This is a genomic window from Gluconobacter cadivus (genome assembly GCF_015244745.1).
GTDB lineage: Bacteria > Pseudomonadota > Alphaproteobacteria > Acetobacterales > Acetobacteraceae > Gluconobacter > Gluconobacter cadivus.
Genome location: NZ_JABCQI010000002.1, coordinates 241,690 through 254,297 on the forward strand (window position 1 = coordinate 241,690; position 12,608 = coordinate 254,297).

The following is a 12,608-nucleotide window of genomic DNA, read 5'->3' on the forward strand; positions in this document are numbered from 1 at the left end:
TATTCGTCGCCTTACTCGTCGTACGTCATCAGAGCGTTCAGCGGAACGTCCAGTTTGTCACGGCCTTTCAGATCCGCAAGCTCGATCAGCACGGATGCACCCACGACTTCCGCGCCCACCTTGCGCAGCAGATCGATAGAGGCAGCGAGCGTGCCGCCCGTCGCCAGAAGATCGTCCAGCACCACGACGCGCTGGCCCGGCTTGATGGCGTCTGCCTGAATGTGCAGCTCATCCTCGCCATATTCGAGGCCGTATTTCAGGGAAATGGTCTTGCCCGGCAGCTTGCCCGGCTTACGCAGCATCGTGAAGCCACAGCCCAGACGCAGCGCGAGCGGAGCAGCAGTCAGGAAGCCGCGGCTCTCGATTCCGGCCAGCATATCGGGCTGCCACGCGGCGATCGCACGGGCCAGACGCGCGGTGGCGACCTGCCAGGCGTCGGGCGAGCGGATCAGCGTCGAGATGTCATAGAACAGGATGCCCGGCTTCGGAAAATCCGGAATTTCGCGGATGTAACTCTTGAGATCGAGCGGCTGGGGATCCTGAAACGACATGGTGGCACGGCTTTCATCTGGTCATGGCAAACAGCGCGGCATGTAGGGGAGTCTCCCCCCCAACTCAAGTCCCGGGCTCAAGTCCGGATCACGGCTGCCGCCTGTTCGATGGCGGCCAGAAGCCCGGCCCTGCGGAACGGTTTGGGCAGAACAGCCATACCATGCGGAGCAGTATCGCGGTCTTCATAATCGCCGGACATGAGCACGACGGCCATCTGCGGATGACGCTCGCGCAGCAGATGCGCGATCTCCAGCCCGTTATGCGATCCCGGCAGGTTGAGATCCGTCACCAGAAGATCAGGGGCGTCCTCCCCCTCCAGCGCGGCCTCCCCGTCCAGCACATGCCGGACACTCCAGCCCTCCCGCTGGAGAACCGTCTCGACCACCAGCGCAATGGCGGCATCATCTTCGACAAGCAGAGCTTTCATGACGGATGTTTCCTTAGGAATGGCGCGGAGGTTCTGCAATGACCGGCAGGCGGGGCCGCAGCAGGGCGAAGCCCATGGCAGCAACGAAAGCAAACGCCATGAAAAGCGCCATCGGAACGGCCGTCCCGGACGGCATCAGCCCGAACAGCGCGCTCGCCACGGCACCGAAAAGATACTGCATCGTGCCCGCCAATGCCGAGGCCGAACCGGCGCGATCGGATTGTTCGGACAGCGCGCCGACCATGGAGTTCGGTCCGATAACGCCCGTGGGCGCCATGGTGATGACGAGGGCAATAATGAGCGGCCACAGGAACATCGCCTTGATATGCCCCTGCGGATCGAGATCGTAGTTCGACACCAGCGCCAGAAGCAGCAGGACCGCACAGCCCGCCAGACTGACACCCAGCGCGGAAAACAGCATCCTGCCCGTACTGACGCGCCCCACAAGCTGCCCGTTAAGAGCAGACGCGCCGATCATGCAGATCGCGAACAGCCCGAACAGCATGCCGTAATGGAACGGCGACATCCCGAACACGTCCTCGAACAGCATGGGCGCTGCGGTGAGGTAGGTGAAGGTTACGAAGCCCAGAAAACTCCAGACCAGACCATTCGTGATGAAGCTGCGCGTCCGCAAAATATAGGTGTAGCGTTCGATGATGGAGATGGGTCGCAGATCGCGACGGTCCTGCGGAGCGAGCGTTTCTGGAAAGACCGTCATCAGCAAAAGGGTACAGAGCCCGCCATAAACGGCCGTGGCCCAGAAGATCATGCGCCAGTCCACAAATTTCAGCGCAAAACCGCCCAGCATGGGCGCGAGGATCGGCACGGTCCCCTGAATGACAATCAGGCGGGACATCATTTTCGACGACTCGTCCCCTTCCGTCAGGTCGCGGATACACGCATTCGGCACCACGAGCCCGGCGGACGCCATGATGGCGGAAAAGACGCGGCAGATGCACAGAAACGTCATGCTCGGCGCCATCGCGCAGCCGATTTCGCCAAGCGTATAGCCCAGCATCCCGATCAGCAGCGGCCAGCGACGACCAAAGCGGTCGGAGATCGGGCCGATGCTGATCTGCCCGATGGCCAGCCCGATCACCCAGGCCGCCATCGTCGCACTGCCCGCACCGGGTGAGGTGTGAAGCTGGCGCTCCATTTCGGGGAGAGCCGGCAGATAGACATCCGTCGAGACCGGCCCGACAGCCGTGAAAATTCCCAGCAGAACCGGAAGCCATGCGGGCAGGGAATCTCCCCGTCTGAATCTCATGGTCTGGTCTGTCATGCGCGTCTGCCTGTTCACTTCAGGTTGCGGATTGATGGTCTGATGGCGTGGTCAGGGGACGTCCCGTTCCCGTGTATCCTGTCCTCGGCCATGCTGACGCAGCAGGACAGCGCCCAGCACACCCGACACGACGAACAGGATTCCCGCAAGCCCCAACTGAAGGACATGCCCGATCCGCGTCCCGGATCCGACCAGAACGAAAATCAGCGTCTGCGGCAATCCGCCCAGAAAGGTCGCGACCGAGAACGGCAGCAGCGGCAGTTCAAACAGCCCAGCCGCCGTCGAAACCAGCAGGGCGGACCCCACAGGCATCAGCCGCAGTGTCAGCACCGCCCGGAAAGGCTTTGCGTGGAGCGTGCGGGCTAGAGCGGCATAATCCGCTTCCAGCCTGTCATGCAGCCGCGCCCGGAACGCAGCAGGGGCCAGAAGCCGCGCCCAGCCATACGCCAGAACCGCCCCCAGCATATAGGCCACAGAACACAGGACAAGCCCGCCCCATAATCCAAAGGCCAGCCCCGCCGCCACGCACAGCGCCTGACGCGGTAGACCGCACGCGCTGTAGGGCACGGCCAATAGCAGGAACCACAGCGGCGCGCCCGGCGTCTCATGCCAGTGCGGAGCGTTTTCCAGCAGATGATGGATGAACGGCAGCCGCTGGAGTGCTGCCACCAGCACCAGCATCGCGCCGATCGTCAGCGCGGCACGCCACGGCACGATCTGCCGCAATGTGCGGCGCAGGTCCGGATCGGGGGGGAGAGACATCGGGCTACCCATTCCTGCCCGATACCAGCAGCAGGCCGCCGCGGCTATGGGCCGGACCGTAAACACGTGTTCATGCTGGCGCACCCACCGTTGAAGAATGGGCATCCGAAAAAATCATCCGGCCACATTTTCCTCTTGAAGATATATCGTAAGATACTATATCGTTCGATATATCGAATAGGAGAACATCATGTTCAGACGTAAAATGGATTTTTTCAACACGGACCGTCATGGCCATCATCAGCGTGGGGGTTTCTTCGGCAGGGGCCGCCCCGTCGCGGAAGGCGACGACCAGAAAGATGGGCGCAAGAGTGAAGGCCGGGGCGGCGAACGGCCCAATGAAAGACGGGGTGGTCGTCACTGGGGCATGGATGGCTTCGGACACCGGCATGGTGGACGTGGCGGCATGGGAGGCGGACGTTTTGGCGGGCGCTTCGGAAGAGGCTTTGGCGGCGATCTCGGCGGTGAAGACTTCACACGCGGTCGCAAGCTGACGGCCGATGAGCTTCAGCTCGTCATTCTCGCTTTGCTCGCAGAAGCCCCGGCCCATGGCTATGAGCTGATCCGGCGCCTCGAAGAGCGGTCGGGCGGATTCTACAAGCCCAGCCCCGGCGTGATCTACCCCTCCCTTACCTATCTTGAGGAAGCCGGCCTCGCCGCCGTCACACAGGAAGGCAACCGCAAGCTCTACAGCCTGACGGACGAGGGAAAAGACCACCACGAGGCTCGCAGTGAGGAAGCAGCCCGCATCCTCGACGTCCTGAGCCGTATCGGTGCCCGTATGGCGGATGTCCGCGAGGCTTTCACTGGCGTCAACGACCTTGATCCCACACTGGGGCAGGCTTTTCACGATGCGCGTTTTGCCCTGAAATCCGCTCTGAAATCCCGCCGAGGCGCGGGTGCAGACGAACTGCGGCGGATCGTGGCGATCCTCAACCGTGCGGCAGCAGAGATCGCAAACCCTGCTTCCGATCAAAAGACATCGGACGAATAAGGCAGGACGCGCCTCTCCCAACGCCTGCACCGATGCCGTAAAGGATGGTCCATGATCGTTCAGGACCATCCCAATTTCTGCAACATGCCCGAGGACATGCGTTATTACCGGCCGGAGCAGTTCGAGGCGGGATTCATCGAAAAATCGATGGTGTTCCTGCTACCGGAACGGCTGAGGAAGTTCCGGCGCAACCTGTGGCATGTCCGACGCAATCCCGGCGACGATGCGGTCTATATGCCGCTGTTCCGCGTCAACTGCGTCCTGCCGTCGGAACCTGCACCCATCGGGCTTCAGGGACCGTTCGACGTCTATCCCTTCTATACCCGCACCACAAAAACCCGCAGCCGCGAGCTGGATTATTACGTCCTGTTCGTCTTCCGGGACCGCATGTCGTGGATGCGCTGCAAGGCGCTGCTCGAAAAGCCCTGACCCTCACGCAGCTTTGCCTTTGCGGACAGGCTCCGGCGGGTCAATGATGCACCATTCTCAACCACCACAAGGCTCTCCGCCATGCCCAAGACCCTTTACGCCACGCTCAAGGCCCTTCCCGGACAGCGCGAAACCCTGCGCGGCCTGCTGACGGCACTGGCAAAAGACGTCCGCGCCGAACCCGGCTGCGAACGTTTCAAGGTCTATACGCTCGCCTCAGACCCCGACCTGTTCCATGTGGAAGAAACCTACCGGGACGACGCGGCCTTTGCCGCCCATATGGCCACCGAGCACGGTAAGGTCTTCAACCAGACGATCACGCCGCTGGTTGAAGGCGGCGGATCAGAGGTTGTGTTTCTGGACGCGGTGATCTGACCGCTATTTCAGATACAGATAGAACGGGATGAACCCGAAAATCGCCCAGGCGATCATGAAAATGAACGGGGCCTGATGGGCGAACAGGGCCCCGCGCTGGGCGCGGCGCATCATGTCGCGGGTCTCGTCCTCGTTCGGAGCCAATGTAAAATCGGTCAGCCCCGGGCTCCGGGTGTGGAGATGGCGCTGCTTGCCCTCCCATTTTCCGATCGCGGCATAAGCCGCTCGGATGCCCGGCAGCGCCATCAGCGCCAGCACGAATCCCAGTAGCGAAAACAGGGGCGGCAGCAGAAGCACCATGCTGTCGCCCCATCGTTTTGTGGAGCCGGTCATGGCCGTCGCATAGGCGATGACCAGAAACGCCTGCGACCCCAGAAGGGCCTGAAGACGACCGTTCACGACTTCGGTCTCAAACCGGATTTCCGAGCGGTAAAAAGCCAGAAGCTCGTTATCGGTCGGATGCCCCTGCGCGACGATCTGGCTGGTATCGGGGGACGGTGATGCGGTGTCGTCCATCGGGACCTTCGTAATATTCTCGGTCTCCGATAGCGCCCCAGAGATGTCTCAAGTTCCGCAATTTCCAGGCAGGTCGCCTCAGATCAGGCCTTTTGCGCGGATCAGAGCAAACGCGGCCAGCGAGACCATGCATTTCAGTTCGCCTTCACGGATCATGGTCTCGAATGCCTCCAGCGTCATGTCATGGCTGGTGATGTCTTCTTCCGTGGCTTCAAGTTCCACTTCGCCGCGTGTCAGATTGCGGGCCAGAAAAACATGCCCCTTCTGGTTCGAGTACCCGGCGCCCTGATACATCGTACCGACATGGATCATCTCGCCGGCGCGCAGTCCGGTTTCCTCGCGCAGCTCGCCCAACGCGAGTTCGACCGGATCGACGTTCTCTTTCGTCTCCCACATGCCCATCGGCAGCTCCAAAAGCCGCTCGCCCACCGGATAGCGAAACTGCTGGATCAGCGTGACCTTCCCGTCAGCATGCAGGGGCAGGATCACAACGAACTCGCCCCGCTCCACGATGCCATAAAGGCCCTGCTTGCCGTTGGGATGGACGATGATGTCCTCACGCAGGGCGGTCCAGGGATTGCTGTAGGCCAGCCGGGTCGAAAGCGTCTGGAAACCGGCGTCCCTGCGGGCGTCTTCGATGGTCTTATCGGTGCTCATGGACGGCTCCTGATCTTGTTTCGTTCTTTCGAATCGGCGACACTCACATCATGGAGCAACGCCGGATCGTGCATATCGACATGGACGCATTTTACGCGTCTGTCGAACAGCGGGACGACCCCTCCCTGCGCGGCCGTCCGCTCGCGGTTGGGCGGGGCGAAGCGCGGGGCGTGGTCGCGGCCGCAAGCTATGAGGCAAGGCGCTTCGGCGTCCGCTCGGCCATGCCGTCGGTTACGGCCAAACGCCTCTGCCCTGAACTGGTGTTTGTCCCCGGACGCTTTGACGTCTATCGGGCTGTTTCGGCCCAGATTCATGACATTTTCTCCCGCTACACACCGCTGATCCAGCCGCTGTCGCTCGATGAAGCCTATCTGGACCTGACGGACCATCTGGGCGCTTATGGCTCGGCCACATTGGTCGCGGACCGCATCCGCGCGGATATCCACGCCGAAACCGGCTTAACCGCCTCGGCTGGCGTGTCCTACAACCGATTTCTGGCCAAGCTGGCCTCGGATTACCGCAAGCCCGACGGGCTGTTCGTGATTACGCCCGCCATGGGGCCGGATTTCGTCGCAGCGCTGCCCGTGGATGCGTTTCACGGCATCGGTCCGGCCACCGCCCGGAAAATGCGCGCCCTCGGGATCGAGACAGGCGCGGACCTGCGGACACACGATATCGAGACCCTGACCCGGCATTTCGGCAAGGCGGCGGCCTTCTATTACGGCATCTCACGCGGCATTGATCATCGTCCCGTCGTTGTGAACCGGGAGCGCAAATCCCTCGGAACCGAGCAGACCTATCTTCAGGATCTGACCGCCGAACCCGACGCACACATGGCCCTGACGCAAATCGCCGCCAAGCTGTGGGGCAGTCTGCAACGGCGCCAGCTTCAGGCTCGGACCGTAACACTGAAGGTCAAATACGCCGATTTCCGCCAGATTACCCGCGCCCGCACGCTGCCTGCACCGGTTCCGTCCGAAGACGTCCTGCTGCAAACGGGCCAGAGCCTCATGATGCCGCTGTTTCCTTTTGTGCCGGGCGTCCGTCTGCTGGGCCTGACCCTTTCGGGCTTTCATGCCCCCGCCCCCACGTCGTCCGACCAGATGGAACTGCTGTTCCGAGACGCGCCCGACCCCTCATAAGCGCCCTCCACGCGGAATTTATGACCCAAAGACAGGGCCGCCCTCGTGACGGCACCCGTCATCTGGCCTATGCCATGGGGGATCTTTTCACAGATAAGCCTCAGGAGAGCAGAGCCATGACCGCGCAGGAAACGTCGGCGGCCTCACCGACGAAACGCGTTCTTGCCGTCGTCCTGTTCAATCTGCTGGTCTATATCGTGATCGGCCTGCCCAATGCCGTTCTGGCGATTTTCGTCCATCAGGGGCTGGGCTACAGCACCACTGTCGCGGGCATCACGTTCTCGCTCCAGTATTTTGCGACCTTCGCCGCACGCCCCTCCGCCGGACGACTGGTGGACCGGATCGGCCCCAAACCCGTCGTCATCGGCGGACTTGTCACCTGCGTGCTGTCGGGACTGCTGATCGCAGGGTCCGGGCTTTTAGCCGCCACGCCGCTGCTCTCTCTGGCTGTGCTGCTGTCCAGCCGCCTGCTGCTGGGCTGGGCGGAAAGCTGGGCCGCGACCGGGGTAATCGTCTGGAACATCCGTCGCGCCGGGGCGGAGAATACCGCCATCGCCATTTCATGGAACGGCATCTGCTCCTATGGCGGAATCGCGCTGGGCGCACCGGTCGGCGCGAAACTCTCTCTGCTGGCCGCGCCTTATGGCGGGCTGGTCTCGGTCGGTATCCTCTCGGCCGCCCTCCCCCTGTTCGGCCTTGCGATCATCGGATTTTATCCCGCCGTCGAACCCCTTCCCGCGACCAGCAAGCCCATCGCTTTTTCGCGCGCCCTCAGACTCGTTCTGCCGCATGGATCGGCGCTGGCGGCCGGGTCCATCGGATTTGGCGCCATCTCGTCGTTTCTGGCCCTGTATTATTCCGTCCTGCACTGGGAGGGCGCCGCCACTGCACTGGCGGTTTTCGGGTTCATTTTCGTCGTCATCCGCTTTTTCTTCGCCTCACAGATTGCGATCCGTGGCGGCGTGTTCGTAGCGATCGTCTCGCTGCTGGTGGAAGCGCTGGGACTCGCCACGCTCGGCCTGTTCCAGACGCCGTTCGCAGCCCTCGTCGGGGCCGCGCTGACGGGAGCAGGCTTTTCTCTGCTCTTCCCCGCACTCGGCGTTCTGGCCGTCAATAGTGCCGGTCCGGAGAACCGCGGGGCGGCACTGGGCGCCTATTCCATCTTCATTGATCTTGCCATCGCGTTCTCGGGGCTGTTTCTTGGACAGGTCATCGAGTTCGCGGGCTACAGAACGATGTTCGCCACCACCGCAGTCTGCTGTCTGGGCGGTGTGCTGATCAGCCGTTCGCTGGGCCGCCGGATTTCCTGACAGATCCTTGCTTCAACTGACACGGACCCGACATGATCATTCGTTCCTGCGCCGTTTTCTGTGGTTCCCGCTTCGGTAACTCCCCCGCTTACGCTGAAGGGGCAACAGAAATCGGAACGGCTCTGGCGCAACACGGAATCACGCTGGTTTATGGCGGCGGGCATGTCGGACTGATGGGCACGGTTGCGGATGCAGCGCTCAAAGCGGGCGGCAAGGTCATCGGCGTCATCCCCGAATTCCTCCATGCCCGCGAAGTCATGCACAAAGGCGTCACGCAGCTTGAAGTTACACCAGACATGCACACCCGCAAGGCCCGCATGTTCGAACTCTCCGACGCCTATGCCATTATTCCCGGCGGCCTCGGCACGTTCGACGAACTCATGGAAATCATGACCTGGAAGCAGCTCGGCCTGCATCAGGAGCCGATCTATATCGTCAATATCGGCGGCTGGGCCACATCACTGGTCGACACGCTGAATGCTGCCGTCGATCAGGGGTTTGCAGACCCGTCCGCCCGCCGTCTGTTCACGGTTGTACAGGACGTGCCGGAACTGATGGAACACCTCTCCGTCAACGTCCCGGCCTAAGTTCTGGAGCGGGGCGCGTCCCCGCTCACCCCTCCAGCGTCGCCACCAGCAGAGCGACGATGTCTTCCAGCCGCACACGGTCCGCGTCTGAAAACCGGTCCTTCACCGGGCTGTCGATGTCCAGCACGCCCACAAGCGCGCCCCCCGCCACGACCGGCAGCACGATTTCCGACTCCGATGCCGCATCACAGGCGATATGGCCGGGAAACGCATGGACGTCTGGGACCACGAGCGTCTCGCGGTTCTGCGCAACCGTCCCGCACACGCCCCGGCCCAGCGGAATCCGCGTGCAGGCCAGCCGCCCCTGAAACGGCCCCAATACAAGCTGCTGTTCCGCCTCTTTCCAGAGATAGAATCCTGACCAGTTGATCTGCGGCAGGGCCTCGAACAGCAGGGCCGCGATATTGGCCATGTTGGCGATCATGTCCGTCTCGGTCGACACGACGGACCGCACCATCGGAACAAGCTCGTCAACGCTCAGGCGATGGATGGGAGCACTCATAAAAAGACAGTCCTGCAAAAACAGAAGATTAGAACCACCGATCATAGGTCAGATCGGAAAAAACGCGAAAGGACGCCATTTTTAATAGAAAAGCGTTCGTTTCCCGTAATGCTCCCGGGTCTGCGAGAATTATTAGAAATTATTCACAAAATAAAAAACAGTTTCTTCAAATGAAGAGACTTCTAAAAGAAGCCGGTCCTTTCGTCTGAAAGATCCTTTCCATGATCCTGACATCCCAGACCCTTCCGACTCTGCCGGACTCCATCCTGACCTCGCCCTATGATCGGGCAAACGTCACACCCGGCATTGTCCATCTCAGTGTCGGCAACTTCCACCGTGCCCATCAGGCCGTCTATACGGACCGCGCTCTGGCCCTTCCGGGACAGTCCGACTGGGGCATCGTGGGCATGGGCCTGATGGACCTTCCCGGCGAAGTGGCAAAGGCCGAGGCCCTGCACGCACAGGACGGCCTCTACACCCTGCGTGCCTGCCCGCCGAACCGGCCCGATACGGTCCGCGTCGTCAAGTCACTGGTCGAATACATTCATGCCCCCGCCGACCGCGAGGCCGCTCTGAAGCGCCTGACGGACCCCGCCATCCGCATCGTCAGCCTGACCATCACCGAAGGCGGCTACTATATGGACGAGGCGGGCCTGTTCATGACCGAACACCCCACCATCGCCGAAGACCTGCACCGCCCGGTCCCACAGACCGCCTTCGGCATGATGACCGAAGCCCTGCGCCAGCGCCGGGACGCCGGGATCGCGCCCTTCACTATTCTGTCCTGCGACAACGTGCCTGCGAATGGCGATGTCGCCCGCAATGCCGTGCTGTCCTTCGCCCGTCTGCGGGACGCGGAACTGGCGGCGTGGATCGAAGCTGAAGTGGCCTTCCCGTCCTGCATGGTCGATCGCATCACCCCGGCCGTTCATCCTGCCGACGTGGCGCGACTCAATGCCCAGAGCGGCATCGAAGACCGCGTTCCGGTTTTCTGCGAAGACTTCATCCAGTGGGTCGTGGAAGACAACTTCCCCGCCGGACGCCCGGCCTGGGAGCAGGTCGGCGTTCTGTTCACGGACGATGTCGAGCCTTACGAACAGGTCAAGCTGCGGATGCTGAACGCGTCCCATTCCATGCTGGCGCTGCCCGGCGTGCTGATGGGATACCGGCTGGTCGATGAAGCCATGGGCGACGAACATCTCGCGGCTCTGCTGGAGCAGTTCCTGCGCCACGACGTCGCCCCACAACTGACGGCCCCTCCGGGCATCGGCCTATCGGACTATGCAGCCCTGCTTCTGGAGCGGTTCCGCAACCATGCCGTCAGTGATCAGCTTCTGCGCATTACGTCGGACAGCACATCCAAGCTGCCGGTCTTCCTGCGCGCCACGGCGGAAGACGTTCTGAAAAATGCGCAGGACCCGCGCCGGATCGCCTTCGGCCTCGCCTGCTACTGTGCCTATCTGGTGGGCCGCGACGACGTACAGGCCAGCTTCGCCGTCACCGAACCCCGCCTGAGCGCGGAAGACCGTGCTCTGGCGCTGGACCCGAACCCGGCCAGGGCGCTGGACATGACCGTGTTCGCCGGATGGGGCCTTGAAGACTCCGCCGAGTTCCTCACGCGCTTCATCCAGACACGCGAAGACCTGAAAACACACGGCACAGCAGCCGTCCTGAAGGATCTGGTAGCAAACGTCTGAAAGTTTTTGGGTTCCGCCTTTTTTCAAAAAGGCGGAGTTCTTTGAAGCTTTTTGAAAAAAGCTTCACCAAAAACTTTTATCGCTGTTAGTCCGAAACGCGGGCGATATCGGCACCGCAGGCGGCGAGCTTGCGGTCCACACCTTCGTAGCCCCGGTCCAGATGGTAGATGCGGCTGAGCTGCGTCTCGCCTTCGGCTGCCAGACCCGCGAGGATCAGCGAGAAGGATGCTCGCAGGTCAGTCGCCATGACCGGCGCACCCGACAGCTTCGACACGCCACGGATAATGGCCGAGCGTCCATGCACATTCACACGCGCGCCCATCCGGTTGAGTTCGGGAACATGCATGAAACGGTTCTCGAAAATCGTCTCGGTAATCATGGACGCCCCTTCCGCCACGGACAGCATCGCCATGAACTGCGCCTGCATGTCCGTCGGAAAACCGGGATACGGCTCGGTCATGATGTCCACGCCCTGAAGTGTGCCGCTGCGACGGACCCGCAGACCGCGCGCCTCTTCCACAACCTCGACGCCTGTTTCTTCCAGCGTACGAATGACAGAGCCCAGATCATCGGCCCGTCCGCCCACAAGCAGCAAATCCCCACCCGTAATGCCAGCCGCGCAGGCATAGGTGCCGCATTCGATGCGGTCCGGCATGACGGCGTAATGCGCGCCGTGCAGCTTCTCCACACCGTCAATGACCAGCGTGCCCGAGCCTTCGCCCGTGATCTGCGCGCCCATCGCGTTGAGGCAATGCACCAGATCGCTGATTTCAGGTTCACGCGCGGCGTTGACGATATGAGTGCGCCCCTTGGCCAGCGTTGCGGCCATCAGCAGGTTCTCGGTCGCGCCCACACTGGCGAACGGCAGGATGATCCGGTCACCCTTCAGCCCGTCCGGAGCAGTCGCATTGATATAGCCGTTTTCCAGCCGGATCACGGCCCCCAGCGTCTCAAGCCCCTTGAGATGCATGTCGACCGGGCGCGTGCCGATGGCGCAGCCACCGGGCAGCGAAACCTTCGCCTCACGCGCCCGCGCCAGAAGCGGGCCGAGAACCAGAATGGAGGCGCGCATCTTGGAGACGATGTCATAGGGCGCCTCGACGGAACCGATTTCGCCGCCGATGGACAGCGTGCGCGGCCCGACGTCTTCAACCGCAATGCCCAGTCCCAGCAGCAGGTCGCGCATCGTCTGGATATCCGCGATGCCCGGCACATTGGACAGCACCAGCCGCTCGGACGTCAGAAGCCCCGCAACCATGAGCTTGAGGCCAGAGTTCTTGGCCCCCCCGATCTCGATTTCGCCTGTCAGGCGGCGGCCACCGCGAATGATAAAACGGTCCATGGTGCGATCCTTGAGAAACGGGCCTTGAGAAGCG

The 12,608-nt window shown here is 62.1% G+C and carries 15 protein-coding genes; 7 read left to right on the forward strand and 8 right to left on the reverse strand.

Annotated elements, in window-relative coordinates; translation table 11 throughout:
* Nucleotides 1-11: 11 nt before the first annotated feature.
* The 4 genes from HKD28_RS04000 to HKD28_RS04015 form a co-directional block, all read right to left on the reverse strand.
* Nucleotides 12-551 (reverse strand): adenine phosphoribosyltransferase, encoded by a 540-nt coding sequence (locus HKD28_RS04000; RefSeq protein WP_146861550.1) that lies wholly within the window; start codon nucleotides 549-551, stop codon nucleotides 12-14.
* Nucleotides 552-628: 77 nt separating this feature from the next.
* Nucleotides 629-979 carry a response regulator gene (locus HKD28_RS04005; RefSeq protein ID WP_194267041.1) on the reverse strand — a complete coding sequence of 117 codons (351 nt, stop codon included), beginning with the start codon at nucleotides 977-979 and terminating at the stop codon, nucleotides 629-631.
* 13 nt (nucleotides 980-992) lie between these two features.
* A complete protein-coding gene (locus HKD28_RS04010; protein ID WP_194267042.1) occupies nucleotides 993-2,261 on the reverse strand; it encodes a multidrug effflux MFS transporter in 1,269 nt (422 codons plus the stop codon).
* A gap of 51 nt (nucleotides 2,262-2,312) precedes the next feature.
* Nucleotides 2,313-3,023 carry a TVP38/TMEM64 family protein gene (locus HKD28_RS04015; RefSeq protein WP_235993286.1) on the reverse strand — a complete coding sequence of 237 codons (711 nt, stop codon included), beginning with the start codon at nucleotides 3,021-3,023 and terminating at the stop codon, nucleotides 2,313-2,315.
* Between the two features lie 190 nt (nucleotides 3,024-3,213).
* On the opposite strand from HKD28_RS04015, the gene HKD28_RS04020 reads away from it, so the two are divergent.
* The 3 genes from HKD28_RS04020 to HKD28_RS04030 all read left to right on the forward strand — a co-directional run bounded on the left by HKD28_RS04020 (nucleotide 3,214) and on the right by HKD28_RS04030 (nucleotide 4,821).
* Nucleotides 3,214-4,017, forward strand: coding sequence for a PadR family transcriptional regulator (locus HKD28_RS04020; RefSeq protein WP_235993287.1), 804 nt, complete (start codon nucleotides 3,214-3,216; stop codon nucleotides 4,015-4,017).
* Nucleotides 4,018-4,068: 51 nt separating this feature from the next.
* The gene (locus HKD28_RS04025) at nucleotides 4,069-4,446 is read left to right on the forward strand and encodes a hypothetical protein (protein WP_194267043.1); all 378 of its coding nucleotides are present in this window, start codon (nucleotides 4,069-4,071) and stop codon (nucleotides 4,444-4,446) included.
* Nucleotides 4,447-4,527: 81 nt separating this feature from the next.
* Nucleotides 4,528-4,821: a putative quinol monooxygenase gene (locus HKD28_RS04030; RefSeq protein ID WP_194261158.1), complete on the forward strand. Its 294-nt coding sequence runs from the start codon at nucleotides 4,528-4,530 to the stop codon at nucleotides 4,819-4,821.
* Nucleotides 4,822-4,824: 3 nt separating this feature from the next.
* Here HKD28_RS04030 and HKD28_RS04035 read toward each other — a convergent pair whose 3' ends face one another.
* Both HKD28_RS04035 and HKD28_RS04040 read right to left on the reverse strand, forming a co-directional pair.
* Entirely contained in the window at nucleotides 4,825-5,337 is a 513-nt protein-coding gene (locus tag HKD28_RS04035) for a hypothetical protein (RefSeq protein ID WP_194261157.1), read from the reverse strand.
* Nucleotides 5,338-5,415: 78 nt separating this feature from the next.
* Complete coding sequence (locus tag HKD28_RS04040) at nucleotides 5,416-5,994, reverse strand: NUDIX domain-containing protein (protein ID WP_194267044.1); 579 nt, start codon at nucleotides 5,992-5,994, stop codon at nucleotides 5,416-5,418.
* 50 nt (nucleotides 5,995-6,044) lie between these two features.
* Between HKD28_RS04040 and dinB the strand changes: the two genes are divergently transcribed.
* The 3 genes from dinB (at nucleotide 6,045) to HKD28_RS04055 (ending at nucleotide 9,033) form a co-directional block, all read left to right on the forward strand.
* Nucleotides 6,045-7,136, forward strand: coding sequence for a DNA polymerase IV (gene dinB, locus HKD28_RS04045; RefSeq protein WP_235993288.1), 1,092 nt, complete (start codon nucleotides 6,045-6,047; stop codon nucleotides 7,134-7,136).
* A gap of 116 nt (nucleotides 7,137-7,252) precedes the next feature.
* Nucleotides 7,253-8,446 (forward strand): MFS transporter, encoded by a 1,194-nt coding sequence (locus HKD28_RS04050; RefSeq protein ID WP_194267459.1) that lies wholly within the window; start codon nucleotides 7,253-7,255, stop codon nucleotides 8,444-8,446.
* Nucleotides 8,447-8,478: 32 nt separating this feature from the next.
* Complete coding sequence (locus tag HKD28_RS04055; RefSeq protein WP_062107559.1) at nucleotides 8,479-9,033, forward strand: LOG family protein; 555 nt, start codon at nucleotides 8,479-8,481, stop codon at nucleotides 9,031-9,033.
* Nucleotides 9,034-9,058: 25 nt separating this feature from the next.
* Here the strand turns inward: HKD28_RS04055 and HKD28_RS04060 are convergent, their stop codons facing one another.
* Nucleotides 9,059-9,535: a GAF domain-containing protein gene (locus HKD28_RS04060; protein WP_194267045.1), complete on the reverse strand. Its 477-nt coding sequence runs from the start codon at nucleotides 9,533-9,535 to the stop codon at nucleotides 9,059-9,061.
* Nucleotides 9,536-9,756: 221 nt separating this feature from the next.
* Here HKD28_RS04060 and HKD28_RS04065 point away from each other — a divergent pair, with 221 nt between their 5' ends.
* Complete coding sequence (locus tag HKD28_RS04065; RefSeq protein ID WP_194267047.1) at nucleotides 9,757-11,232, forward strand: mannitol dehydrogenase family protein; 1,476 nt, start codon at nucleotides 9,757-9,759, stop codon at nucleotides 11,230-11,232.
* An 85-nt stretch (nucleotides 11,233-11,317) separates the two neighbouring features.
* Here the strand turns inward: HKD28_RS04065 and murA are convergent, their stop codons facing one another.
* Nucleotides 11,318-12,574: a UDP-N-acetylglucosamine 1-carboxyvinyltransferase gene (gene murA / locus HKD28_RS04070; protein ID WP_194267049.1), complete on the reverse strand. Its 1,257-nt coding sequence runs from the start codon at nucleotides 12,572-12,574 to the stop codon at nucleotides 11,318-11,320.
* Between the last annotated feature and the right edge of the window lie 34 nt (nucleotides 12,575-12,608).